Source organism: Acinetobacter sp. YH16038, from assembly GCF_013417275.1.
Classification (GTDB): Bacteria; Pseudomonadota; Gammaproteobacteria; order Pseudomonadales; family Moraxellaceae; genus Acinetobacter.
Genome location: NZ_VPEG01000011.1, coordinates 1 through 24,557, shown reverse-complemented (window position 1 = coordinate 24,557; position 24,557 = coordinate 1). Strand labels below are relative to the sequence as shown.

Below are 24,557 nucleotides of genomic sequence, written 5' to 3'. Positions count from 1 at the left end.
AAAAATAATATTCATGCTCATCGCAGCATTTCCCTATAGATCAATTTAGGAAAATTATGAAATCCAATCTATTGCCTTTATGGACCAAGCCTTTTGTGCTGTGTCTGGCCAATAACCTGTTTTTATTTATTTTCTATTTTGCACAAACCACGATTTTACCGATTTATATCCTGAAAGAATTAGGCGGAAACTTAGCCCAAGCTGGTCTGGCCATGACCTTGTTCATGATTTCAGCGATTGCTGTACGACCATTTAGTGGCCTAATTATTGAAAAATTGGGTATCCGTAAAACCCTGATTGTTTCTGGAATCTTTTTCAGTCTATTTTCCCTAGCCTACCTGCTTGCCGATCAGTTGACGACCTTATTTATCATCCGTTTTTTGCATGGGATCTGGTTTAGTATTTTGACTACCGTCTGTGTCCCTGTAGTAAATCAGTTTATTCCAGAACAGCGTAAAGGCGAAGGCATGGGCTATTACGTCATGTCAGTCAATCTGGGTATTGTTCTAGGACCATTGATTGGCTTAAGTCTGATTGAATACTGGTCTTATTTTCAGATCACAACGCTGCTTATTGCATTAGTTTTTATCGGATTTGCTTTCTGCTTAATGATTCCGGTCAAAGAGCCTGAGCACATCATTCAAACTATTCCTGAGAAAAAAGGACTGGTGTTGTCTGATGTTGTAGAAAAGAAAGCATTGCCTGTTGCTGTTCTGGCAGCTCTGATTTCTTTCTCTTATGCCAGCATCATGTCTTTTATTGCACCTTTTGCTGCCAGTAAAAACCTGATGGCTTATGCCAGTTTATTCTTTGTCGTATTCGCCATTTCCATGATGAGTTTACGTCCGATTACCGGAAAAATTTACGATCGCAAAGGTCCACAATATGTGATTTATCCTGCGCTACTCATCTTTAGCTTAGGACTCTTTTTACTCAGTCAGATTCAGACGTTGGGGGGATTCCTGCTGGCTGCGGTATTGATTGGTATCGGTTTTGGCAGCGCACAACCTTGCATTCAAACACTGGCCATTCAACGTGCACCGAAACACCGGATTGGTTATGCTACTTCGACCTTTTATACCTTCTATGATGTAGGAATTGCGGTCGGTTCGCTACTGATTGGGGCGCTTATTGCGACTTATAGTTATCAGTTCGCCTTTATTCTCTGTAGTTTACTCACCTTATGCAGTATTGTTTACTTTAAACTGGTCGTTCAAGTTAAGACTGCCTAATACAAGTTAATATCTAAATATAATAAAAAAACAGGCAGATGAACTGCCTGTTTTAATTCTGACACGAAGATGTATTTATTCAGATGCTGAAGTATTTTCTTGTTCTTTTTCTTCAGCTTTCGGTTCTTGCATCATCGTGAATTGTGTTGCTTCTCCAGCAGCAGGATTATCCTGGCGGTTGCTTTTCAGCTTGATCTGTAAACGTAATTCATTAGTCGAATCAGCATTACGCAATGCTTCCTCATAAGAAATCGCACCCTCGTTATACAGGTCAAATAAGGCCTGATCGAAAGTCTGCATGCCCAGTTCACGAGATTTGCCCATAATGGCTTTCAGCTCATGAAACTCACCTTTTAGAATCAGATCAGAAATCAAAGGTGTATTTAACATGATTTCAATTGCAGCCCGACGCCCTTTTCCATCCTGAGTACGAATCAGACGCTGGGAAATAATCGCCTTCATATTCGAAGATAAATCCATTAATAACTGATTACGGCGTTCTTCCGGGAAGAAGTTAATAATCCGGTCCAAAGTCTGGTTAGCATTATTGGAATGCAGTGTACCCAGACATAAATGTCCGGTTTCAGCAAAGGCAATTGCGTGTTCCATGGTTTCGGTATCCCGAATCTCACCGATCAGAATTACATCGGGGGCCTGACGCAAGGTATTTTTCAGCGCATTGTGCCAGGAATGGCAATCGACTCCAACTTCACGGTGAGTAATCATGGATTTCTTGTGTTTATGTACATATTCCACCGGATCTTCCACGGTAATGATATGCCCCGCCGAATTTTCATTGCGGTAGTCAATCATCGCTGCCAGAGAGGTCGATTTACCTGAACCCGTTCCTCCTACAACCAGTACCAGACCGCGTTTTTCCATAATCACGTGTTTCAATGATTCTGGTAATTTCAGTTTCTGGAAATTTGGAATTTCTGCCGTAATGGTCCGGATTACCATCCCGACCTGAAGCTGTTGTACAAAAACATTTACCCGGAAGCGCGATACACCCGGTACAGTAATCGCGAAGTTACATTCTAGTTCAGCTTCAAACTCTTGACGCTGTTTATCATTCATCAAGCTATAAGCAAACAGTTTGGTTTTTTCAGCAGTAAGAATTTGTTGTCCAAAGGGCTTCATTAAGCCCTGATGTTTAATACTCGGTGGAAAATCTGCGGTAATAAATAAGTCTGAGCCCCCATATTCCACTACTTTGGTCAGCATGTGATGCATGAATTTTTTTGCTTCGTCCAACAGTTCTGCCGTGAACATTCTCTTCCCCTGGAAATACACAATTACATGAATTTAAATGCTTGATTCATGCCAATATCATTTGATTTTTATTGTGCAGCGTTTTTTTTAAAGCCTCAAACAGATTTGATTTATAAAGAAAATATTTTTGGAATATTATGTGATGTAGTTCAATTAAATATCAATTAAGTAGACATATATTGCCTTTTAAAACCTATTTCATTTTAAAAGAATATTACAATGAAAAAGATCATATTCAGGATAAATGCAAGACGGTGAAACTGAATTCACCAGGCAAGTAAGGATAAAATTAAAAAATTAGATAGGTGGCCTAAAACTGCCTTGCTTAAAAGCCACCATTAAAGAAGATTTATGACTCAGTTCTATTGAACTGAATAGTAGTCTGTTTATTAAAAAGCCAAGATTAATCAGGAGAAAGTGCACGCGATCTGGACTGTTCCAGAAGTGAAATCTGGGCATTTTCTGCCTGTAAAACAGGATTGATACGACTGCTCTTCAGCTTGATTTGCAAACGTAATTCATTGCTGGAGTCTGCATTACGCAAGGCTTCTTCATAAGAAATAATGCCTTGGCTATATAAATCAAATAACGCCTGATCAAAGGTTTGCATGCCCAGTTCCCGCGAACGAGCCATAATCGTTTTAAGTTCATGGAATTCACCTTTACGAATCAGGTCAGAAACTAAAGGGGTATTTTGCAGAATTTCTACCGCAGCCCGACGACCTTTACCATCTTCAGTGCGAATTAGCCGCTGAGAAATCACGGCTTTGATATTAGCTGATAAATCTAGCAGTAACTGATTACGGCGTTCTTCTGGAAAGAAGTTAATAATCCGGTCCAGTGCCTGATCGGCATTATTGGAATGGAGTGTTGCAAGACATAAATGGCCAGATTCAGCAAAGGCAATTGCATGTTCCATACTGTCTGTATCCCGGATTTCACCAATCACGATAACGTCAGGTGCCTGCCGCATGGTATTAATCAGTGCATTGTGCCAGGAAATACAATCCACACCAATTTCCCGCTGGGTGATCATCGACTTTTTATGCTGATAGACATATTCCACCGGGTCTTCTATCGTAATAATATGCCCTTCAGTATGCGTATTACGGTAATCAATCATAGCTGCTAATGTAGTCGATTTTCCGACACCCGTTGCACCAACTACCAGCACCAGACCACGTTTCTGCATAATGACCTGTTGCAATGAATCCGGTAAGCCTAACTGTACAAAGCTTGGAATATCTGTCGTAATGACCCGAATCACCATGCCTACATTATGCTGTTGCTGGAAGACATTAACCCGGAAACGCGACACATTCGGGATGCTTATACTAAAATTGCATTCCATCACCGATTCAAATTCCTGAATCTGTCGCTCATTCATCAAGGCATAAGTAAATAAACGGGTCTTATCGGCTGTAAGTTTCTGCTGGCCAAACGGTTTCATTAACCCCTGCTGTTTGATACTAGGCGGGAAATCAGCTGTGATAAAAAGATCGGAACCACCATATTCCACGACTTTGGTCAGCATATGGTGCATAAATTTACGTGCTTCATCGAGCAATTCAGTTGTATACATAGCAGGCTTCCTGGGATCATGACTCATCCGCTGTTTAAAAACAGTGTCAGGCTGATCTCTAATAAATTATTGTTATTGTTTGTTTTTTTAAATTATTTTTCTTATTAAATTTTTTAAATAGGTTTTAATACTCATTATTTTAATTTTTAAAATATCGAATATGTTGTTTTCAGCATTTAGAAAAATACTTCTTAACACCCATATTCGATCATAATATCTTTCCCCAACGAATTGAGGAAAGACAAGACCGTCAGCTTAAGCGCTACGCTTTAAACTTTCGCATCGCAGTGAATCAGCCATATTTAACAATAATTGCTCGGTTTTTGTCCAGCCCAGACATCCATCAGTCACTGACTGGCCATACACCATATTTTCAGAGACTTTCTGGTTGCCATCCACTAGATGACTTTCGAGCATTACACCACGCACATTGCTATGTAAACGTTCAGCGACGATCTGCTCCAGCACTTTAGGTTGTAGCATTGGGTTTTTTGAACTATTGCCATGACTGCAATCAATAACCAGGGCCGGCAAATCGATTGAGTGTTTTGCTTTAATCTTTTCAATTTCAGACAACTGGTAGTTCGGACCACTATTTGAACCGCGCAGGATCAAATGTGCTTTTGGATTCCCTTTTGAGCTCAGGATACATGGCAAACCCGATTGACCCATGCCCATGAACTGATGTGGGTTGGAAGCTGACTGAATAGCATCAAGAGCAATCTGAATCGAACCATCTGTCCCATTTTTGAAACCGATGCTGTATGGCATATGGCTAGAAATTTCACGGTGAATTTGTGATTCACTGGTACGCGCGCCAATCGCGCCCCAAGCCAAGAGATCATCGAAATACGCCGTTGCCATTGGACTTAAGATCTCTGAGGCAACCGGCAGACCCATGCCAATCAGTTTCAGGTACAGTGCACGAGATTTTTCCAGCCCCAATTGCATATTGGATGAGCCATCGAGTTCTGGGTCATACAGGAAGCCTTTCCAGCCTACGGTGGTACGTGGTTTTTCAATATAAGCCCGCATAACCAAGAAAATTTGATCAGAAACCTGTTCCTGAAGCTGTTTTAATTTTTCTGCATATTCCAGTGCGGAAGCTTCATCATGAATGGAACATGGTCCGGTAATCACCATTAAACGGTGATCTTTACCCTCTAAAATATTTTGAATAATTTGACGCTGTTCAGCGACTTGTACAGCCAATTGCGGAGACAGTGGCAATTGCTGCTTAAGCTGCTGTGGCAAAGCTAAAATGGTTTCTGTTTGATGTTGTTGTGATGTATTTGCAATATTCATGACTTTAAATCCTGGGACTGGCAATCAGTCCAAACTTTTATTTGAGCGTTATGGGTCTAATCGAAGATGTCGAAAGCGTCATTAGCTGGCTAAAGTAAGACCAATAAAAGTTGCTAAAGTATGAATAGTTAAAGTTTGTCATGGCTGTCTCCAAAAAATTGTTAAATCACATGCATAAAAAAACCTGATCAGGGTTGCCGATCAGGTATTAACTGGTGGGCAACCTTTTCATTGCCCAAACGCGTTCAGGCAATTATCTAAACTGCCAGAAATAAAAATAAGCGTTTGAAATGATAGGTTGCTTTAACATGTTTATGTCTTTCATAAAAATGTGAATCTGAAATTAAAATACGCGCTCTATCCGGTTTTGACAAGTAGTAAATATAAAAAAATATTTATCAGTATTTGTACTTTTACTTATCGCCCTAGAATTCTAGCCTTTCAGTGATTAATTTACAGATATTAATAATGGACAAAGTCGTGAAAGTCAGCGGACTTTGCCCCTTTCCTTAAAACCAAGATCATATTTAAACTTGTTTGATCTTGATTTTAGCATTTGCAATTAACGGGTTACACGGTTCCAGGCATCACGTACTGCAAATTTTGCCTGTTCCCAGTTCAAGCGTGACTGGCCTTTTGCCTGTTCCCATTTTACTTTCAGATCGCTTTCCACGTCTTCAAAACGGGTATTGGCATCATATGCCCCACGGTTTTCATAACCGACACGATAGGCCGCATCATAGTCACGATCGTAATCTAAATCGCTATACGTGGTACGGGCATCTGAATAATAAGGGGTTTCAACAGCATTATCTCGCCAGAATGCTGCTTCTTCAGTCGGGTTCACAGCTTCGCCTACGCCTTTACCTGCGAGACCACCGACCACTGCCCCCACAACACCGCCTACTGCTGCACCGACCGGACCACCTGCTGCACCGACCGCTGCACCTGCAGCTGCACCACCGGCAGCACCTACGCCTGTGCCAATAGGATGTGCACCTGGCTCGCCGCTAATTGGATCGGCATTTAAATCATCACGGACATCTTTAGGAGAATTTTTAATACGATCAAATCTATCATTCGACATAGAGCTTATCCTTATTCTTTAAAATGATTCTTAAACATGGTTTTAATCGCGTCTATCGATACGCTTCTATTCACTATAAGCATCTGGCATGTAATGACCTTAGAAGCCTTGTGTTTTTTAGGTTAAGCTCTGTGGTGCTTTGATAGGCAAATGTATCTAATATATCTTAATTATTAAAATAAAAAGACCGGTGAACACCGGCCTTTTTGAAGTTTAAATCGCTAAATCATTTTAATCAAAATGAATCACGCTACGGATCGACTTGCCTTCGTGCATCAGATCAAAGGCTTCATTGATCTGTTCTAATGGCATCGTATGTGTCACAAATGGTTCTAATTGAATTTCGCCTTTCATGGCTTGTTCAACTATGCCCGGTAATTGAGAACGGCCTTTAACACCCCCAAATGCCGTACCCATCCATTTACGGCCAGTCACTAACTGGAATGGACGAGTTGAGATTTCTTTACCTGCACCTGCTACACCAATAATTACAGACTGACCCCAGCCGCGGTGTGCACATTCCAGTGCTGAACGCATTACGTCGACATTACCAATACATTCAAAAGAGTGGTCTACGCCCCAGCCGGTCATTTCCACAATCACTTGCTGAATTGGCTTGTCATAGTCTTTCGGATTCACAAAATCAGTAGCACCAAACTGTTTAGCCAGTTCAAATTTATCCGGATTGGTATCCACGGCAATAATACGACCGGCTTTGGCCTGACGAGCGCCTTGTACAACTGCAAGACCAATACCGCCTAAACCAAATACAGCGACGCTATCGCCTTCCTGTACTTTAGCAGTGTTATGTACTGCACCAATACCGGTAGTCACGCCACAGCCCAATAAACACACTTGCTCATGGTTAGCTTCAGGGTTAATTTTCGCCAGAGAAACTTCTGCAACGACTGTATATTCAGAGAACGTTGAACAGCCCATATAATGATAAATCGGTTGGCCATTATAAGAAAAACGGGTAGTTCCATCTGGCATTACACCTTTACCCTGAGTCGCACGAACCGCTACACACAGGTTGGTCTTACCCGATTTACAGAACAGACATTCACCACATTCTGCCGTGTAAAGTGGAATCACATGATCACCCGGTTTCAGACTCGTCACGCCTTCACCTACCTCAACGACCACACCCGCGCCTTCATGGCCTAAAATTGCTGGAAATACGCCTTCCGGATCATCACCAGACAAGGTAAATGCATCGGTATGACATACGCCAGTATGGCTAATTTTTACCAGTACTTCACCTGCTTTTGGTGGAGCAACATCTACTTCCACAATTTCTAATGGCTGACCTGGGCCAAATGCAACCGCTGCACGTGATTTCATGTAAAACGATCCTTTTATTACTGATTTACAGATGGTTAACAGTAACCTCTTTCTATTCGGAGATTCAACCATTAACATCACAAGTTGAGGAATAAAACCCCTATAACTAATGGAACATCAATGACTAAGCCCTCGTCAATTACATGTTTAAGTATTTTTGTTTTTAGCCTGACTATTTCTGGCTGTGAATTAGCTCCCAATACAGCAAAAGAAGAAGCTATTACTCCAGTACAATCGACCCACTGGATCAGAGAGGAACAACTGCCACAGATTCAGGAAGGGAAAACGGCTTATCTGCCTTTATATGACGGTTTTATGAGTATGGCGGCAAGGTTATATCTGATTAATCAAGCCAAATACCATCTCGACCTGCAATATTACATCTGGAAAGATGACTATATTGGCAACATGATCCTCTCCCAATTATTAAAAGCCGCAGACCGTGGCGTGAAGGTTCGGGTTCAGATTGATGACCAGAACGGGACTCAACTGGATGATAAGTTGCTGGCCTTAGCCCAGCATCCTAATTTCGAAGTCCGACTATTTAATCCTTATAAATTCCGTCAATTGCGTGCCCTGGATTATGGATTCCGTATGAAATATATTAATCCGCGTATGCATAACAAACTGATTATTGCGGATGGTACGGCAGCGGTCACAGGTGGTCGGAATATCAGTAGTGAATATTTTGATGCTAGTGAGGATTTTCAGTTTAGCGATGTTGATATTTTCTTTGCCGGAAAGCCAGCACACGATGCGAATCAAACCTTTATCAAATTCTGGAACGATGATCTAAGCTATGATATCCGACAAGTTCTAAATGATTCGGGTAATCCACAACTTTTAAAACGACTAAGAACTGAATTTAAAGAAGATGAAGTCGATAAAAATGAATTGAAACGCCGAGTCGGTATTGCAGAGCAGCAGATTGATGAACAACTGAGAAAGCGCCCGATCAAATGGGGAAATGCCTATTTTGTTGCCGATGCCCCTTCCAAGGTTCGTCGTAGCACCCAGAATGGCGATTATATTTATACCCATATGCTGGAACTCATGGGTGAACCCAAAGACCACCTGGAATTGGTTTCTTCTTATTTCATTCCTACTCAGGAAGGTGCGGATTATTTAAGTAAACGTTCCCAACAGGGTGTCAAAATCAGAATTTTAACCAATTCTTTCCAAGCAAATGATGTTGCTTTGGTTCATGCCTATTATCAGCAATACCGTAAACAGCTGCTCAAGAATGGAATCGAGCTCTGGGAATTCAAACCTTATATTGAACGGCCAAAACGGACCTGGTATGAAATTATGACCGGTAATATTATTCCGGCCAAAAATAAGAACAGTTCCAGTTTACATGCCAAATTCTTTGATCTGGATGGCATGGTATTTATTGGTTCCTTTAACTTTGATCCACGCTCTGCCTATTTAAACACTGAAGTCGGTCTGGTGATTGAATCCGATCAACTTCAAGATGAAATTACTAAGTCCTTAAACCAGTATTTACCCAGAATGGCTTATCAACTGAAGTTAGATAAAGAGGGTGAGATCATTTGGCTGGAACACCAAAAAAATGGTTCAGTCATTCAGCATAATCATGACCCTGAAACGACACAGTTCCAGCGTTATATGATGAATCTGGCAACAAAATTCCCGGGAGAATGGTTAATGTAATGACAGATACATTGCAATCAAATTACATTTAATGTGATTTTTCCTTAATTGATAGTTGGCTTTGGATATTTTAAATCTTTATTGGTGATAAGCTGAACAATATAAAATTGACTAAATCTCTAAATCGGGTTTTTATACTTATATTTTTCAGCTTATTTCTTATATATTAATCAGATCAATACCTACAAAGGTTTTACCTATTCCGTTGATTGCTCTAAAATTACACTTTTCCAGTATTTTGCGAATTTTCGCTTTCCACTCCCATGCAATTTTTTGATTTAAGTCGTCAGTTTAAACTCAGTGATATTCTCACCCCTGTTAAGACCTTGCAGGATCTGTCTCAACAAGAATGGTTTTTAGCCAAAATACGGGTTGAACATGACTGCCTGTCTGATTCGGACTTGGTCGAAGGTCAGGTCGTACTTAAATCTAATCAGAATATCCAGGTCGAACTGGAATGGCTGATTCAGGATACCGGTTATGAATTACAGGTGCTATTCAAAGGTGTTGAAACCGAAGCTTCTGAAGAAACACTGGTGATGGTTAAAGGCGCGCAACTGGTCGATGAACAACAGCAACTGATTTCTGCACAAGCTTTAAGTTTATGGATTGACGGGACATTACTCCCGATGTTGCCGAATATCCGCAAAGAAATTAAAGCGCGCTTAAACCTGTGGGATTATGTGGAATATGATGGTTAATTCATTTTTCCATTTCTAAAATTTGAAAGAGCCATATCGGCTCTTTTTCGTTTACAGGGAATTTACCTAATATATTTAATTGGTTAAATTGCCCTTGCCTGAATATTTTTATGGCAATGCCTATTTTAGACATACAGATTAAGCTTGATTAAAATAATAAAGAGAAAACATCATGATTTCCCCTTCTGAATGGCAAAATATCCGTCAAGTTGTTGCAGATGCGCAGCGTGCAGCAATGCATTGTTCGATCGCAACCGTCAATCCCCGAGGCTTTCCTAGTATTACTCCGATCGGAACTGTCTTTCTGGATCAGCAGTCTAGTACAGGTTTCTTTTTTGATACTTACTCCACCACCTTCTCTGAAAATTTACAGCATCAGCCACTTGCCTGCATTCAGGCTGTGAATAGCAGCAAACTGTTCTGGTTAAGTTCCATGTTCAAGGGAAAATTTAAGCATTATCCCGGTGTACGTTTATATGCAGAGATTGGCTCTTTACGTCCTGCAACAGCGGAAGAGATTGAGAAAGTTGAATCTCGTATCTCTACATTAAAATGGAGTAAAGGTAGCAAACTGATCTGGTCCAGCTTTCATCATGTTCGGGATATTAAAGTTAAGGATTATCGCTGGGTCGAATATCCCAATATGCAGGTAGAAAATACTTAAATACTTTCTAAAAGTAAGCTTATTTCATAAATATACTTAATATTTATATTTATTCATAACTCAAATTAGACCGACATGCTCGAACATCATCCGGTAACTATCTGCTTTCTTATCCAGAGCCAAAGGATAAGCCCGGGATGAAGATGGCATCCGGTATAGATACAGGTCACGGCCAAGAAAATGTGCCTGTGTTGGCTCACCTATACCGGGTTTCAACGTACCTTCAGGCATAGAGAGCATCAAAGTATCTGTGGCCTTGTCGCCTGTAGTCATGATGTGGTTGCAGTCCGGCATTTTCCCTAATAGATCCTGCAAATTGGTTGGCACTACAATTTCTAGAAATTTATCGGAAGCATTTCCCTTCAGGCGTCGGATCTGATAAGCACTGTCAAAAATCGCAATCCCCGTTTCAGTTAGAAACTCACGGATTAGATGTTCCTGAAATTTTTTATTAGGTAAGTCCAAAAAGTAATCTTTATTTTTAAAGAAAATTAATCCAAATATCCGCCACATATCATTTTGGTAATTCGGATAATAAAAATTCATTTTCCAGCGCGTTGCGGGTGGCGGAAAACTGCCCAACATCAATAATTTGGCATTGGGCGGTAAAAATGGCGGTAATGGATGGGTTTCAATATCCGACATAAACTGTTCCAGATTCAGGTATTTCAGTTATTTTAGAATGCCTGACGGATCTTGCTAGCGACTTCTTGTCCCCAAAGTGTATAAACTTCCTTACTTGGATGAAAACCATCTTTGGCCATTTGTAAATTCATGGCACGATATTTTTCAATATCGTATTCAATCCATTGCATGTTGATCTGCTTGTTCACAAATTTTTCCAGTTGTTGGTTCATGTGTTTGGCATATTGACCAAATAACCAGGCCAAAGGATTCGGTAAAGCTGGGAACATGTTCATTGGAGGGACACCGGCTGCAATGACCAGTTTTGGATTAAACTTTTGCTGGATTTTGCCATAAAACTGTTCCTGCTTCTTGATCCAGACATCGGCAGGCATGAGCTTAGTCACATCATTCACGCCGACTGAAGTCACGACCACATCATAGGATTTAGCTTCAATCTGGTCTAAAGTACGAATGACCTTTGAGGTGGTATCGCCCGTTTTTGCCTGTAACTTCCATTCAATTTCAAAGTCATTTTTTAGCTCATTCAGAATCGCGCCAAGTAAGGCATCATTCTGATGATCTACCCCGACCCCTGCTGCTGCTGAATCACCCACAATCAGTAATGAAAGTTTTTTGCCTGTTCCTGTTTGGCCTTCACGTGCACCCTCTGGTTCTGGAAGTTTTATCGTATTTTTTTTGACACGGTTACCCTGAATTACGAGCGCGGGAATTAAGGCGATAGTGGCAGCTTTGAGCAACATAATGGACTAATTTATATAAAGATATGATTAATTTTACTGCAATTTATGGATTACGAGTAATACCTCAGCAGTCATTTTTAATGAATATTCACGTAACTTTAACTAGCAAAATAAAAAAATCCCGGCGTTTAACGGGATTTTTTAATGTGGCTGATATATCAAACTTTATGATCATTCCAGCGGTTCATGCGCTTGAACGTCCCAATATCATTAAAGCGTACACCCACTTCTTTCATGACTTTATGCGCCGTTTTAGAGGTCAACTGACGTATATAAAAGGGTTCTTTGACCACAAAATGATGGATCGCATGAGTTGAACCGAAATTACAGCAAAATAACTGGAATGGCACCATCCACCATGGATTCAGTACCTGAGTCTGCTTGATGACATCGCGTGGATCAATATCACCATAATAATGCATATTGGAGCTAATGAATTGCAGGCTAAAAGAACGGATAAAATTCGGAATGATCCAAATTACTGCCAAGAAATTCACGAGCGGCATAGCTTCGATGATACTTTCCGACCAAAGCATTTCATAACCAAAGATTGGTGCAACGGCATTGCCTACATGAAAGACTACAAATAAATAGCACAGACCATAATAAATCAAGCTTAATGGCAAGAAGCCTAATAGCTGAGAAATCATGGCAACTTTACGTTCTTTTTCAGGCTGTTTTTCCATAAAAAGATGAATCATTTTAAACATCTGAAAAGGACGCAAATACACTGACATCAACTGGTCACTGATCACTAGAATGCGGCGAATCCCCCATGGCATACCATTACTGATGCCACGTTCTTCAAGATCATATTCAGTGCCTGAATATTTATGATGATGCAAATGCATGCGTCGGCGAGCCCATGGACTAATCGTATTTGGACGAGCCAGCCACACTAAAGCCAACATTAAATGATGTGCCCAAGGTGTTTTTTTGAAATACATATAATGAATCAGGTCATGTTCTAATTCATGTGTCAGTGAAGCAAAAATTGCAATTAGGGGAATGGTGAACCACGCAGAAAGATAACCATATCCATATGCCAATGCGCATGCGATCATCCCCGTCCAGGCAAAACCTAAAATACTCGCACCAATGAAATTCTGATGTTTGAGTATAGGATAACGGGTACGTATTTCTTCCCCGGCCTGTGTAACGATATTTCTGACCTTAGAGATTCGCTGTTGGTCAGTCATATCCGAAGATGTAGACATATGGACAACCTTTAATTTCTGAACAGTTGTACATTAAAGGAATTTATAAAAAAGAGAAGTTATCTTTCCACTTTCGTAGCGAGTATGTCCAAGTTTTGGGCAGTTTTAGTAATTTTTTTAAGATCAAGAATAAAGCAGAAAAATAAGGAGATATTTTCGATAAAATTTATCGTCTAAAAATTATCTTCTTAAAAATTTAATTATTTCTATTCTGATAGAATTTTAATTTTTATATATAAATAAAATTTATTCATCATCAAAGTGTTAATGACTTTTAGTGAATTAACTAATTATTTTAATAATTTATAATACCTTTAGATCCGATACCAGAATTATCCTACCTACTTTTATCCAAAATTTTGAATACTAAAAAGTAAAAAAGCCCCGAATGGAGCTTTTTTAAATTGAAGTTTTAACCTAATTTATTGACTAATTTTAGCGGCAATACTTTCATTGCCAGACCGAGTGGCAACCAAGGCCATTTCGGTACATAGGCTTTGACTGGCGCTTTCTCAATTTCTTCTGCCAATAAACGTGAACCCGTTTTCTCATCCACTTCAAATGGTAATTTTTTCGCGCCTTCATTAATTTCAGTACGAATATAGCCTGGGAAAATGGTCGTGACTTTAATTGGTGTATCAATTAGCTCAGCACGAATGCCTTCAGCCAGATGTGCAACCCCAGCCTTACTTGCGCCATAAGCAGTCAAGTGTTTTGGCATACCACGCATTGCGCTCATCGATGAAATCATCACCAGATGACCGGAGTTTTGTGCGCGGAAAATTTCCACTGCAGCTTCACATTGTGCCAATGCAGAAATAAAGTTGGTTTCAACAGTAGCTTTATTGATCGCAAAATTACCTTTACCAATCCGGCGGCCTTCACCTACACCGGCATTGACAATAATCCGGTCAATGGTGCCAAAGTCCTCTTTAAAGGCACGGAAAACTTCAAAAACCTGATCATAATTGGTCACATCCAGTGTTTTGGCAATGACTTTAATATCATATTGGCTCTCGAGTTCCTGCTTCAAAGTTTCCAGACGTTCCAGACGACGTGCACAAATCGCCAGGTTATACCCTTTTTTTGCAAATTCACGTGCCATACCGGCACCAATCCCTGAACTTGCACCAGTAATTAAAATCGTTTTAGCCATATTTTTACCCTATCCCTTTATTTTATAAGGTGTTTTATCTTCAATAATTTTTAAATCCAGGTTAGCAGGTCTGGGCGCTGTGCTTTAATAAAATGATGTTCATTCAAACTGAGTAGCTGGGGTTCATTTCCGACCAGACGCAATGTAGTAATGCTGGTATTGGTAATTGCCCAGTTTAAAGCGAAAGTTTTCTCCGGACTCAGACCCAGGATTTTACCTACCGCCACAGAGATGACGCCACCTGAGGTATACACGATTGCATAGCGCGGTTTAGTTTGCGCAAGCTGATCACATAAGTTCTGCAAACCGGTTTCTACGCGGCTTTTAAAATTTGGCCAGGATTCATCATATTCATGGTGATAATCATCACAGGTCCAGCGAGCAATCGCTCCACTAAAGATCTTGCTCAGATAATCCCGTGGATTGGCATGTTCTGAGACATCCTGCTTAAGCAGTTCAGGCTGATTAAAACGCGGTTCATAACGGGCAAAGACCTGCTGATGATTAAACTCATTCCAGGCACTATCGGTCAAAATCTCGCTTTCAGGAAAACATTCATCTAAAGATAACTGTGCCGTCTGTTGATGACGTTGCATAGAACCAGCCACTACATACGGTGCTTCTTTCAGAATTTCATCAAAATAACGACCGAGCAATTTTGCCTGTAGTTCCCCATTTGGCGAAAGCTGATCATAACTGGCTGCCCCGAAAGATGCCTGTCCATGCCGGATCAAGTAAATGGTGGTCATTTTGGCATTAACTCTTTAAATTTCAGGATATATTTTTGTGCAATATCATTGGCTTCCAGCTTTTGTAGACCAATGAGTTTTAAGGCTCGAATATGCAAGGCATGAATAACTACCCAAAAATCCTTAAAGGCCGGATTGTTGGTTTGTTTGTGGTAATAACGGTAATAGATCTGCTGAGCAATCACCGAGAGACGGAAAATCCCAAACACTTCATAGAATGTCCAGTTTTCCGGTTGCAGACCGGTTTTCTCCAGATAGTAATCCACCACTTCTTTACGGGTAAACATACCTTTTAAATTGGTGGGCTGACGACGTGTAGCTTTAAAAATGGCATTGTCCGTATCTTCTACCCAATAAGCCAAGGCAGAACCCAAGTCCATCAGCGGATCACCCAGGGTGGCCATTTCCCAGTCCAGCACCCCAATAACTTCAGTTGGATTCTCTAGATCCAGAATAACATTATCAAAACGCCAGTCATTGTGAATGACACAGGTTTTAGAATCAGATGGAATATTATCTTTCAGCCAGTTACGCACGTATTTAAAAGATGGAACATTTAATGTTTTGGCTTTTTCGTAACGTGCATCCCAGCCTTCTACCTGACGACGGCAATAGCCTTCACCTTTGCCTAACTTTTCCAGTTCTGTACCAGTGTAAGGAACTTGGTGTAGTTCGATCAGCTTATCAATCACATTAATACATAAAGTCTGGATATCTGGTTCAGTCAGTTGTAATTCAGGCGGCAGCTTGGCACGCGGAATAATACCTTCAATGCGTTTCATCACATAAAAATCACAGCCAATGACTGATTCATCCTGACAAAGTGCCACCATTTCAGGTACGACTGGATAGTGTTCAGCCAAAGCTTTTTGTACATGATATTCACGTGCCATGTCATGCGCAGATTTGGCTTTAGTCCCTTGAGGCGGACGACGTAAAATTAAATCGGCATTGGCATATTGCAAACGATAAGTCCAGTTAGAAGCTCCACCTGAATATTGAGTAAGCTCTAAAGGACCTTCTACATTTACTCCTTGTTGATTTAACCACTCTGTGATGGCCTGTACATCCAGTTCCTCACCTTCACGAACTGATCCACCTACATCAATGACCGCCATAATTTTTCCTTAAAATCTTCTAATACGTTGCAATGTTCTATATATAAAGCCAGCTTATTTTTTACGACGTGTGCTATAACCGCGTTTTGCCAGTTCCAGTTTGGCAATCATGCCTTTATGCACTTCATCCGGGCCATCAGCCAGACGTAAGGCACGGGCTTGGGCAAAGAATCCGGTCAGCGGTGTGTCACGAGAAACACCCGCACCGCCGTGGATCTGAATTGCCATATCCACGACTTTTTCCAGCACACTTGGCGCGACTACTTTAATTGCAGAAATTTCAGTCAGTGCTGCCATATTCCCTAAAGTATCCATTTTATAGGCAGCATACAAGGTTAATAATCGAGCCTGATCAATGGCAACGCGAGCTTCTGCGACACGTTCCAGGTTACCACCCAGTTTTAAAATCTCTTTACCAAATGCGGTACGGCTCATACCTCGGTCAATCATCAACTCTAATGATTTTTCAGCAGCACCGATGCAACGCATACAATGGTGAATACGGCCTGGCCCTAAACGACCTTGGGCAATTTCAAAGCCTTGACCTGCACCGCCAATAAAATTCGAAACTGGAACACGAACATTATCAAAGCTGACTTCGCCGTGGCCATGTGGTGCATCATAGTCACCAAAGACTGGAAGCATCCGTTCGATTTTTACGCCTGCAGTATCGACTGGAACTAAAACCATGGAATGCTGATGATGACGGTCTTTGGATTCATCCGGTGTATGTGCCATAAAGATGATGATTTTGGCATTTGGATCACCCAAACCCGAAGACCACCATTTACGACCATTCAAAACAATTTCATCACCTTCAACTACCGCCGTCGCCTGCATATTGGTAGCATCACTAGAAGCCACTGCAGGTTCAGTCATACAGAACACTGAACGGATTTTCCCTTCCAGTAGTGGCATTAACCATTGCTGTTTTTGTTCTTCAGAACCATAGCGCCACAATACTTCCATATTGCCGCTATCTGGTGCATTACAGTTAAAGACGGTAGGTGCAATTAAGCTTCGTCCAGAAAGTTCAGCGATATGCGCATATTCCTGAACGGATAATCCCTGACCTAATTCTGGACAAGGCAAAAACATATTCCAGAGACCTGCCGCTTTGGCTTTATCTTTCAATGTTTCAAGTTCTGCCGGCCATTGCCATTTGGTCCAGTCACCGCCTTGATTCAGTTCATGCACCTGATGCCAGAAATCAGCCTCGACAGGTTCAATTTCATCAGTAATAAACTTTTTTGTTCTATTTAAATAATCCTGTGCACGTGCTGACAGCTCAAACATTGCTTTATCCCTCTGAATATTCTAATTCATACGCTTTACAACACCTTAACCCAAAACTTATTATGAATAAAATGATTTAATTCCATATAGTAGTATGCATAGTATTCATTCAAAAACCGTGATGGATCTACGAAATTTTCATCGTATTGATATTAATCTTTATCCACTTTTTATTGCCATTTACGAACAAAACAGTATTTCTAAAGCTGCGCAAATTCTATCGATAAGCCAGTCAGCGGCCAGTCATGCTTTACAACGTTTAAGACAGCATTTACAAGATGATTTATTTGTGCGAACTGGTAGCAAGATGCAACCTACGCCGTTTGCGGATCAGATCTATCCTGAAATTAAAAATGCACTTTTTACGATTCAGAATATTTCGATGCAGCATCAGCAATTCAGACCGGAATCGATTCATAGCTTAAAAATTGCTGTACATGACGAAATTGAACCCATGATATTTCCTAAACTGGTTCAACATTTCCAAAAAATTAACCTGGATCTTCAACTGAGTAGCATGAAACTCGACCGTAAAAATATTGCTGCAGATCTCGCCTCTCAACAGGTCGATTTTGTTATTGATCTGGAGCAAAGTATTAGTGAAAAAATTCAGTTTGAACGACTGGTACAGGATGAATTCGTGGTCTGTACACAACGAACAGAAATGAATGAACAGATTTATCTGGCCTCACCTCATATTGGCGTTTCCTCACGCCGTACGGGAGTTTTAGTTGAAGATATATATTTAAGTCGAAAACATTATTCCCGACAGATTTTTTTACGTTGTCAGCACTATTCCACAGCTCTGCAAATTCTGGAACAGCAAAAGACTGCCATGCTGACAATTCCTAAAAATGTTTTGACTCATCTACAGTTAGCAAACTGTCTGAATATTTTTGACGTTCCTGTACAACTGCCGAAAATTAATATGGGGATGTATTGGCATAAAGATTTGCAGGAGAATAAAAGACATCAATTTTTGAGAAATGAAATTTATAAAATTTTTACTTAGGCTATTTATGAGATGATTTAAGATGCTTAGGCTATTTTATTATCAGGTTTTAGGATTGAGATTGGCTTAATTTGATAGTGCTTAGGCTATTTTATCGGTACAAAACTAAACACTGATTGATGACTTTTTAAGCCTTATGCGGAGTGGCTTTGATCTAAAATGGCTCAACTTTTAGCTGTGTTTATGCGGCTGTTTTTGCTGATTTGGATCTTGCCCTTGTTACATCTCTCCACCACCTGGCAAATTGTGCTGGGCTTCGCACTTCTGTGTTTTTCCTATTATCTACTGCATAAAATTACGGTGTATTTAAAGGACCTATTTCGCCCCTTTAAGAAAGGTAAGAAATACTGGTGCCGGGTTAGTGCTGTCAGTGATGGCGATACCCTCACCTGCTACCGTTTTAATATCCGTCGCTCTGAGACCAAACTGCGCTTTGCTTATGTCGATGCACCTGAATCTTCACAGGCCTATGGTAAGGAATCACTACGCCTGGTTCAAAGTATGGTTAAAAATAAAATGATTCGGGTACAAATTACGGATATTGACCGTTATGGTCGCTGTGTCGGTGTGGTCTATCGTTATCGCAAGAATATCAATGAAGAGATTGTGAAACGTGGTGCGGCATGGGTTTATGAGGAATATATCCGGGATAAAAACCATTTACGCTATATGATGGAACTACAGAATAAAGCCAAAAAGCAGAAAAAAGGGTTATGGAAAAACAGCCGCCCTGTCCGTCCAAGTGTTTATCGTAAACAGATCAAAGCCTCATCTTGATATTTTAAAAATCAAAAATTTAGCCTATAAAAAGGGATTTGTACTAACAAATCCCTTTTCTTTGTTCATTTAATATACCTAATAGGCCAAATGCACCAGAAAGCGGAATGCCCCTGCAATGAGTGCTAGTGTCAAAAAACCTGCAAGCCATAAGCCGACAAACCATACTATCTGTTTGCGTGTCATAACTGCTCCTTAATGATAACCATCATCTCCAACACGTACCTTGTGTCGGAATACCCAATAGGACATACAGGTATAAATCACGATAATCGGAATCAGAATCAAGGCACCAATCAAGGCAAATAACTGACTATTTTCATGTGCCGCTGCCTGCCAGATCGTGACTGATGGCGGAATAATATATGGCCACAGACTAATCAGAAAACCGGTATATGCCAGGAATACCAGCACCAGCATATAGGAAAATGGACCTAGTTCACTGCGTCTTTTACAGGCGCGTAAGGCCAGCCAGGTAAACAATATGACCAAGATCGGTACGGGCATAAAGTAGGTAAATTGTGGCTGGCTGAACCAACGCTCCGCAATTTGCGGATGGGTCAACGGCGTATAAACACTAACAGCGCCTAAAATAATCAGTAAGGCTATAATCAGCTTCGGCATCAGTTTAAACATACGATCCTGTAAATCATCACCGGTTTTATAAATGAGCCATCCACAGCCTAATGCTGCATATAGCACCACGACACTGACTCCGGTAAAGATACTGAAGGGGCTAAGCCAGTCCAGACCACCGCCCACATAGACACCATTTCGTGTTTCAATTCCCTGAATATATGCACCCAGGATCATCCCTTGCAAGAAACTGGTAACGATCGATCCCCCAATAAAGGCTTTATCCCACCAGTGTTTGCTTTTATTCGCCTTAAAACGGAACTCAAAAGCGACACCACGAAAAATCAAGGCGATCACCATCAGGATAATGGGCATATATAGCGCTGAGAGTACCGTCGAATAAGCCAATGGAAAGGCAGCAAATAATCCGGCGCCCCCTAGAACCATCCAGGTTTCATTACCATCCCAGACTGGAGCGACCGTATTCATCATGACATCTCGTTCATCCTGATGCGGGAAGAATGGAAATAGAATACCAATTCCCAGATCGAAACCATCCAGAATGGTATAGACCAGTACACCCAGGCCAATAATCGCAATCCAAATTAATGATAAATCAATCATTTTTTATCCTCCTGATCCGGATGTTCAGGAACCTCTTCAATACGTTCGCGAATACTGCTCAATGGTCGACGGGAAGCCTGAACCACATCGCTATCCGATTCATGGTGTGGTCTGGAATGAATAAATTCTGGACCTCTATGCATTAGGCGCAACATGTAGAAAATTCCTACGCCAAAAACAACACAGTACACCACCACAAAGATAATCAAGGTTAGACCGACCTGTTCAGCTGACACTGGTGATAATGCATCTTTGGTCCGCATAATGCCGTAGACAACCCAAGGCTGACGACCGACTTCTGTAGTAAACCATCCTGCCAGCATAGCAAGAAATCCGGATGGCCCCATGATGAGTGCAAAACGATGCAGACCACGTGATTCATAAAACCGTCCTCGAGTACGTGACCATAATCCCCAGAGTGCAAGCAAGAGCATTAACATACCCAGCCCAACCATGATTCGGAAACTCCAGAACACCACCAGTGAATTGGGTCGATCTTCAGGCGCAAATTCTTTAAGCCCTGTAACTTTTCCATCCATAGAATGCGTCAGAATCAGGCTACCCAACTTAGGAATACCAATGGCATATTTAGTTTCTTCAGCTTGCATGTCTGGAATCCCAAACAGGTATAAAGGCATTCCTTCATCATGATTGGTTTCCCAATGGCCTTCCATCGCGGCCAGTTTGGCTGGCTGATGTTCAAGTGTATTCAGACCATGCATATCCCCCACAAAAATCTGTAAAGGTGCAAGTGCCAGAATCAGCCACATGGCCATGGAAAATGAAGTTTTAACTAAAGGATCGCGACGACCCTTGATCAGATGCCATGCCGCTGTTGAGGCTACAAGTAAGGCCGAAACCAGAAAGGCGGCCATTGCCATATGGGCCAGACGATAAGGAAAAGACGGGTTAAATACGATCGCTACCCAGTCCTGCGGGACGATCAGGCCATTTTCAATCGCAAAACCTTGTGGGGTCTGCATCCAGCTATTGGAAGATAAAATCCAGAACATGGAAATACAGGTGCCGATTGCGACCATTAAAGTGGAGAAAAAGTGCGCTCGTGGGCCAACCCGATCCCAGCCAAAGAGCATGATGCCCAGGAATCCGGCTTCTAAAAAGAAAGCAGTTAAAACTTCATAAGCCAGCAAGGGTCCAGTCACACTTCCCGCGACCCGGGAAAACTCACTCCAGTTGGTTCCGAACTGATAGCTCATTACCACACCGGATACAACGCCCATGCCAAATGCGACAGCGAAAATTTTGACCCAAAACTTGAACAGATCCTGAAAAATCGGATTTTTAGTTTTTAACCAGCGCCATTCCAGAATAGCCAGAAAACTTGCTAATCCGATTGAAATTGCAGGAAAGATAATATGGAAAGATACAGTAAAGGCGAACTGTATGCGTGCTAACTCTAATGCAGTTAAACCCAGAGTCATAAACTTCACCTATGCAGTGTTATTTGGCATATCTGCCCTTCAGTTATTAAGTGATGGATTTTTCTAGTGCTTAGGTAGCTTAGGCTGAATCATTCTTAAAAGTATGTAGTCTTTTGTTGATTGTTTTTTTAATCAGGTTAAGGACTTGTAACAACTTAGTCAAAAGGACGTTAACCATGCAAAAATTTTCAAAATTTCCCTCTTGTTTAATTGAATAAAGAGACGTAGATTAGGCACAATTTAGTTAGCCAGGTTAACTATATGTTTCAACCCTTTTCCAGATTTCGTTCACTGTTGCTGCGTTGCGCACGACTCATGAGTGATGAAATCAATACTATTTTATTATCCTCCCAACTTAATTATTCCTTATGGCAAGTGCTCTACACCATTCAATCCCAACAGCAATGCACGCTGGTTGATATTTCAAGCTATTTAAATGTTTCAAAACCAAGCATAACCAAACGTATCCAGCATTTAAGTGAACTCGACTTAATCTGCCAGATCGAAACCGAAGATAAACGTCAGAAATTATTTAAACTCAGCGAGCAAGGGATTAAAACCTTTAACCTGTGTTCTAAACAGATTGATGCTTTTGAAGATCAGTTACTGCAACAGATTGATGCAGATGATCTGCAAAGCAGTAAAAACACTTTGGTACAGCTGATTCAGCAATTACACCCTTCATCTCAGGAAACACCACAATGAGCCAAGAACAAGCCCGCTTATGGACCCCTAATTTCGTCCTGGTCAGTCTGGTTAATTTCCAGCTCGTTCTGGTGTTTTACCTTCTGGTGATTGTGATTGTCGGTTTCTCGGTCGCTGAACTGGGAGCATCGACTGCACAAGCCGGTCTGGTATCCGGTCTGTTTATTGTCGGAACGCTAATTGGACGCTTATTTATTGGGAAATTGCTGAATCGTCTAGGGCTGAAAAATACCTTGGTGATTGGCCTGACTGGTTTTTTGCTATTTTCCGGACTTTATATGATTCCGGCCAAACTAGAAGTGTTATTGGGTATTCGTCTGATCCACGGCTTTATGATGGGTATGGCCTCTACCGTACTCGGCACAGTAATTGCGCAAACCATTCCGGCAACACGACGTGGTGAAGGTATCGGTTATTTCAGTATGAGCAGTACGCTTGGTACAGCGATTGGTCCTTTTGTCGGCATCTGGCTGATGACAAATTTTAATTATCAGGTGATTTTTATCTTCACCACTATCGTTGCACTCAGCTGTCTGATCTGCGGTCTGTTTATCCAGCCGCCGCGCCTTAAAGCGAGTGGTACATTGACTTCCTCTGTTCCACAATCTGCCAGTAAGCTCGCTCAGTATGTAGAGCCGAATGCCTTGCCGATTGCTATCATTGTCCTGCTGGTGGCTACCTGTTATTCAGGCGTATTGTCCTTTATCCACTTCTATGCCAAAGACATCAATCTGGTCGAAGCAGCCTCTTTCTTCTTCCTGATGTATGCTTTTGCCATTCTGCTGTCGCGTCCATTTACTGGCCCATTAATGGATCGTAAAGGTGAAAACATCATTATCTATCCTGCAATCGTGATTATGGCAGTAGGTATTCTAATGCTGAGTCAGGCACAAAACTCTGTGATGTTACTGGCGAGTGCCGCGTTATTAGGTTTTGGTTTCGGTAATATTCAGTCAGTGTGTCAAACTATTGCCGTGAAAAGTACCACCTTGCAACGGATGGGTCTGGCGACCTCGACTTTCTTTATTGCACTGGATGCCGGTCTTGGTTTCGGACCTTATTTCCTCGGTATGCTGCTGGATCAGGTGGGTTATCGTCAGCTTTATTTGTTTTCCGCAGTGCTTACCTTTAGTTGTCTGATCTGGTATTACCTGCTGCATGGCCGCAAGGTTAAATCGACCTCAGTCAAAGCTTAAACCAGCTGATTCAAAAATTTTTAAACGGGCATTTAGCCCGTTTTTTATATCTCAATCTTTTAAATAACACTTATTTTTATCATTATGAAATATATAGTTTATATAATGTTAAATATATATTACATTTTGAATGATGTTGGAGTAAAGACATGTTAAAGAATGACATCATCGTGTTCCGTGCTAAAAAACGTTGGACACAACAACAGCTTGCTGATGCAGTGGCAGTCAGCCGCCAAACGATTGCCGCATTAGAAAAAGAGAAGTACAACCCATTGCTGTCCCACAATTTTTCACAAGAGGAAGCTCAAATGAACTTCCTCTTGTTTTATGGGTATTTTATCGGGTGAAAATAAAGCTTTTAAAGTTCTTCTTTCAAACAAATTCACTTGAATTATTCTGAGTAAACGTTGAACTGTCCAACCTGTTTTTCCTAAATGTTG

Annotated in this window: 24 protein-coding genes and 1 pseudogene; 9 read left to right on the top strand and 16 right to left on the bottom strand. The window is 41.1% G+C overall.

All coding sequences use genetic code 11. The features are described from left to right. Positions 1-56 precede the first annotated feature (56 nt). On the top strand, positions 57-1,232 hold the full coding sequence (locus FTV34_RS06620; RefSeq protein WP_179992609.1) for an MFS transporter: 1,176 nt from the start codon (positions 57-59) through the stop codon (positions 1,230-1,232). Positions 1,233-1,307: 75 nt separating this feature from the next. Here FTV34_RS06620 and FTV34_RS06615 read toward each other — a convergent pair whose 3' ends face one another. The 5 genes from FTV34_RS06615 to FTV34_RS06595 form a co-directional block, all read right to left on the bottom strand. Next, positions 1,308-2,504 carry a PilT/PilU family type 4a pilus ATPase gene (locus tag FTV34_RS06615; RefSeq protein WP_125278619.1) on the bottom strand — a complete coding sequence of 399 codons (1,197 nt, stop codon included), beginning with the start codon at positions 2,502-2,504 and terminating at the stop codon, positions 1,308-1,310. 403 nt (positions 2,505-2,907) lie between these two features. After that, positions 2,908-4,086, bottom strand: coding sequence for a PilT/PilU family type 4a pilus ATPase (locus FTV34_RS06610; RefSeq protein ID WP_180069471.1), 1,179 nt, complete (start codon positions 4,084-4,086; stop codon positions 2,908-2,910). Between the two features lie 255 nt (positions 4,087-4,341). Beyond that, positions 4,342-5,391 (bottom strand): 3-deoxy-7-phosphoheptulonate synthase, encoded by a 1,050-nt coding sequence (locus FTV34_RS06605; RefSeq protein ID WP_180069468.1) that lies wholly within the window; start codon positions 5,389-5,391, stop codon positions 4,342-4,344. 562 nt (positions 5,392-5,953) lie between these two features. Further along, positions 5,954-6,478, bottom strand: a complete 525-nt coding sequence (locus FTV34_RS06600) for a hypothetical protein (RefSeq protein ID WP_159122907.1) — start codon at positions 6,476-6,478, stop codon at positions 5,954-5,956. A gap of 231 nt (positions 6,479-6,709) precedes the next feature. Then, positions 6,710-7,822 carry an S-(hydroxymethyl)glutathione dehydrogenase/class III alcohol dehydrogenase gene (locus tag FTV34_RS06595; RefSeq protein ID WP_180069464.1) on the bottom strand — a complete coding sequence of 371 codons (1,113 nt, stop codon included), beginning with the start codon at positions 7,820-7,822 and terminating at the stop codon, positions 6,710-6,712. A 120-nt stretch (positions 7,823-7,942) separates the two neighbouring features. Between FTV34_RS06595 and FTV34_RS06590 the strand changes: the two genes are divergently transcribed. The 3 genes from FTV34_RS06590 (at position 7,943) to FTV34_RS06580 (ending at position 10,861) form a co-directional block, all read left to right on the top strand. Beyond that, positions 7,943-9,496, top strand: coding sequence for a phospholipase D family protein (locus FTV34_RS06590; RefSeq protein ID WP_180069462.1), 1,554 nt, complete (start codon positions 7,943-7,945; stop codon positions 9,494-9,496). Positions 9,497-9,759: 263 nt separating this feature from the next. Then, entirely contained in the window at positions 9,760-10,197 is a 438-nt protein-coding gene (locus FTV34_RS06585) for a hypothetical protein (RefSeq protein WP_125278624.1), read from the top strand. A 172-nt stretch (positions 10,198-10,369) separates the two neighbouring features. Beyond that, complete coding sequence (locus FTV34_RS06580; protein WP_159122904.1) at positions 10,370-10,861, top strand: pyridoxamine 5'-phosphate oxidase family protein; 492 nt, start codon at positions 10,370-10,372, stop codon at positions 10,859-10,861. A 60-nt stretch (positions 10,862-10,921) separates the two neighbouring features. Here FTV34_RS06580 and FTV34_RS06575 read toward each other — a convergent pair whose 3' ends face one another. The 7 genes from FTV34_RS06575 to FTV34_RS06545 form a co-directional block, all read right to left on the bottom strand. Next, positions 10,922-11,506, bottom strand: a complete 585-nt coding sequence (locus FTV34_RS06575; RefSeq protein WP_034704166.1) for a uracil-DNA glycosylase family protein — start codon at positions 11,504-11,506, stop codon at positions 10,922-10,924. A 32-nt stretch (positions 11,507-11,538) separates the two neighbouring features. Further along, a complete protein-coding gene (locus tag FTV34_RS06570) occupies positions 11,539-12,249 on the bottom strand; it encodes an SGNH/GDSL hydrolase family protein (RefSeq protein ID WP_159122902.1) in 711 nt (236 codons plus the stop codon). A gap of 158 nt (positions 12,250-12,407) precedes the next feature. Further along, positions 12,408-13,466, bottom strand: coding sequence for a fatty acid desaturase (locus FTV34_RS06565; RefSeq protein ID WP_180069460.1), 1,059 nt, complete (start codon positions 13,464-13,466; stop codon positions 12,408-12,410). Between the two features lie 412 nt (positions 13,467-13,878). After that, on the bottom strand, positions 13,879-14,622 hold the full coding sequence (locus FTV34_RS06560) for an SDR family oxidoreductase (RefSeq protein WP_004785546.1): 744 nt from the start codon (positions 14,620-14,622) through the stop codon (positions 13,879-13,881). A 50-nt stretch (positions 14,623-14,672) separates the two neighbouring features. Further along, entirely contained in the window at positions 14,673-15,371 is a 699-nt protein-coding gene (locus FTV34_RS06555) for a histidine phosphatase family protein (RefSeq protein WP_034702771.1), read from the bottom strand. Then, the gene (locus FTV34_RS06550; protein ID WP_180069457.1) at positions 15,368-16,489 is read right to left on the bottom strand and encodes a phosphotransferase family protein; all 1,122 of its coding nucleotides are present in this window, start codon (positions 16,487-16,489) and stop codon (positions 15,368-15,370) included. The genes FTV34_RS06555 and FTV34_RS06550 overlap by 4 nt, the downstream gene beginning before the upstream one ends. A 54-nt stretch (positions 16,490-16,543) precedes the next feature. Then, a complete protein-coding gene (locus FTV34_RS06545) occupies positions 16,544-17,785 on the bottom strand; it encodes an acyl-CoA dehydrogenase family protein (protein ID WP_159122898.1) in 1,242 nt (413 codons plus the stop codon). A gap of 94 nt (positions 17,786-17,879) precedes the next feature. On the opposite strand from FTV34_RS06545, the gene FTV34_RS06540 reads away from it, so the two are divergent. Both FTV34_RS06540 and FTV34_RS06535 read left to right on the top strand, forming a co-directional pair. Continuing rightward, positions 17,880-18,797 carry a LysR family transcriptional regulator gene (locus tag FTV34_RS06540; RefSeq protein WP_180069454.1) on the top strand — a complete coding sequence of 306 codons (918 nt, stop codon included), beginning with the start codon at positions 17,880-17,882 and terminating at the stop codon, positions 18,795-18,797. Between the two features lie 159 nt (positions 18,798-18,956). Then, complete coding sequence (locus tag FTV34_RS06535; RefSeq protein ID WP_159122897.1) at positions 18,957-19,574, top strand: thermonuclease family protein; 618 nt, start codon at positions 18,957-18,959, stop codon at positions 19,572-19,574. A 78-nt stretch (positions 19,575-19,652) separates the two neighbouring features. Here FTV34_RS06535 and FTV34_RS06530 read toward each other — a convergent pair whose 3' ends face one another. Genes FTV34_RS06530 through FTV34_RS06520 form a run of 3 tightly spaced genes read right to left on the bottom strand, consistent with a single transcriptional unit; the run spans position 19,653 to position 22,216 of the window. Next, a complete protein-coding gene (locus tag FTV34_RS06530; RefSeq protein WP_104426067.1) occupies positions 19,653-19,760 on the bottom strand; it encodes a DUF2474 domain-containing protein in 108 nt (35 codons plus the stop codon). 9 nt (positions 19,761-19,769) lie between these two features. Next, on the bottom strand, positions 19,770-20,774 hold the full coding sequence (gene cydB / locus FTV34_RS06525) for a cytochrome d ubiquinol oxidase subunit II (protein ID WP_034702762.1): 1,005 nt from the start codon (positions 20,772-20,774) through the stop codon (positions 19,770-19,772). Then, positions 20,771-22,216: a cytochrome ubiquinol oxidase subunit I gene (locus FTV34_RS06520; RefSeq protein WP_180069451.1), complete on the bottom strand. Its 1,446-nt coding sequence runs from the start codon at positions 22,214-22,216 to the stop codon at positions 20,771-20,773. The genes cydB and FTV34_RS06520 overlap by 4 nt, the downstream gene beginning before the upstream one ends. Before the next feature lie 261 nt (positions 22,217-22,477). Here FTV34_RS06520 and FTV34_RS06515 point away from each other — a divergent pair, with 261 nt between their 5' ends. From FTV34_RS06515 to FTV34_RS06505, 3 genes are all read left to right on the top strand, one after another. Continuing rightward, on the top strand, positions 22,478-22,921 hold the full coding sequence (locus FTV34_RS06515) for a MarR family winged helix-turn-helix transcriptional regulator (protein WP_180069448.1): 444 nt from the start codon (positions 22,478-22,480) through the stop codon (positions 22,919-22,921). Continuing rightward, positions 22,918-24,117 carry an MFS transporter gene (locus tag FTV34_RS06510; RefSeq protein WP_180069445.1) on the top strand — a complete coding sequence of 400 codons (1,200 nt, stop codon included), beginning with the start codon at positions 22,918-22,920 and terminating at the stop codon, positions 24,115-24,117. The genes FTV34_RS06515 and FTV34_RS06510 overlap by 4 nt, the downstream gene beginning before the upstream one ends. 149 nt (positions 24,118-24,266) lie before the next feature. Then, entirely contained in the window at positions 24,267-24,464 is a 198-nt protein-coding gene (locus FTV34_RS06505; RefSeq protein ID WP_257226126.1) for a helix-turn-helix transcriptional regulator, read from the top strand. Here the strand turns inward: FTV34_RS06505 and FTV34_RS06500 are convergent. Further along, positions 24,408-24,557, bottom strand: a pseudogene (locus FTV34_RS06500) (IS4 family transposase); the annotation flags it as partial. The gene FTV34_RS06505 and the pseudogene FTV34_RS06500 sit on opposite strands and share 57 nt — an antisense overlap.

Excerpts from the sequence above, each read along its gene's own strand:
- FTV34_RS06570 (WP_159122902.1), bottom strand. The coding sequence starts at position 12,249 with ATGTTGCTCAAAGCTGCCACTATCGCCTTAATTCCCGCGCTCGTAATT.
- FTV34_RS06550 (WP_180069457.1), bottom strand. The coding sequence starts at position 16,489 with ATGGCGGTCATTGATGTAGGTGGATCAGTTCGTGAAGGTGAGGAACTG.
- FTV34_RS06555 (WP_034702771.1), bottom strand. The coding sequence starts at position 15,371 with ATGACCACCATTTACTTGATCCGGCATGGACAGGCATCTTTCGGGGCA.
- FTV34_RS06540 (WP_180069454.1), top strand. The coding sequence starts at position 17,880 with ATGCATAGTATTCATTCAAAAACCGTGATGGATCTACGAAATTTTCAT.
- FTV34_RS06605 (WP_180069468.1), bottom strand. The coding sequence starts at position 5,391 with ATGAATATTGCAAATACATCACAACAACATCAAACAGAAACCATTTTA.
- FTV34_RS06600 (WP_159122907.1), bottom strand. The coding sequence starts at position 6,478 with ATGTCGAATGATAGATTTGATCGTATTAAAAATTCTCCTAAAGATGTC.
- cydB (WP_034702762.1), bottom strand. The coding sequence starts at position 20,774 with ATGATTGATTTATCATTAATTTGGATTGCGATTATTGGCCTGGGTGTA.
- FTV34_RS06515 (WP_180069448.1), top strand. The coding sequence starts at position 22,478 with ATGTTTCAACCCTTTTCCAGATTTCGTTCACTGTTGCTGCGTTGCGCA.
- FTV34_RS06585 (WP_125278624.1), top strand. The coding sequence starts at position 9,760 with ATGCAATTTTTTGATTTAAGTCGTCAGTTTAAACTCAGTGATATTCTC.
- FTV34_RS06590 (WP_180069462.1), top strand. The coding sequence starts at position 7,943 with ATGACTAAGCCCTCGTCAATTACATGTTTAAGTATTTTTGTTTTTAGC.
- FTV34_RS06520 (WP_180069451.1), bottom strand. The coding sequence starts at position 22,216 with ATGACTCTGGGTTTAACTGCATTAGAGTTAGCACGCATACAGTTCGCC.
- FTV34_RS06595 (WP_180069464.1), bottom strand. The coding sequence starts at position 7,822 with ATGAAATCACGTGCAGCGGTTGCATTTGGCCCAGGTCAGCCATTAGAA.
- FTV34_RS06580 (WP_159122904.1), top strand. The coding sequence starts at position 10,370 with ATGATTTCCCCTTCTGAATGGCAAAATATCCGTCAAGTTGTTGCAGAT.
- FTV34_RS06610 (WP_180069471.1), bottom strand. The coding sequence starts at position 4,086 with ATGTATACAACTGAATTGCTCGATGAAGCACGTAAATTTATGCACCAT.
- FTV34_RS06560 (WP_004785546.1), bottom strand. The coding sequence starts at position 14,622 with ATGGCTAAAACGATTTTAATTACTGGTGCAAGTTCAGGGATTGGTGCC.
- FTV34_RS06505 (WP_257226126.1), top strand. The coding sequence starts at position 24,267 with ATGTTAAAGAATGACATCATCGTGTTCCGTGCTAAAAAACGTTGGACA.
- FTV34_RS06615 (WP_125278619.1), bottom strand. The coding sequence starts at position 2,504 with ATGTTCACGGCAGAACTGTTGGACGAAGCAAAAAAATTCATGCATCAC.
- FTV34_RS06545 (WP_159122898.1), bottom strand. The coding sequence starts at position 17,785 with ATGTTTGAGCTGTCAGCACGTGCACAGGATTATTTAAATAGAACAAAA.
- FTV34_RS06510 (WP_180069445.1), top strand. The coding sequence starts at position 22,918 with ATGAGCCAAGAACAAGCCCGCTTATGGACCCCTAATTTCGTCCTGGTC.
- FTV34_RS06530 (WP_104426067.1), bottom strand. The coding sequence starts at position 19,760 with ATGACACGCAAACAGATAGTATGGTTTGTCGGCTTATGGCTTGCAGGT.
- FTV34_RS06575 (WP_034704166.1), bottom strand. The coding sequence starts at position 11,506 with ATGTCGGATATTGAAACCCATCCATTACCGCCATTTTTACCGCCCAAT.
- FTV34_RS06565 (WP_180069460.1), bottom strand. The coding sequence starts at position 13,466 with ATGTCTACATCTTCGGATATGACTGACCAACAGCGAATCTCTAAGGTC.
- FTV34_RS06620 (WP_179992609.1), top strand. The coding sequence starts at position 57 with ATGAAATCCAATCTATTGCCTTTATGGACCAAGCCTTTTGTGCTGTGT.
- FTV34_RS06535 (WP_159122897.1), top strand. The coding sequence starts at position 18,957 with ATGGCTCAACTTTTAGCTGTGTTTATGCGGCTGTTTTTGCTGATTTGG.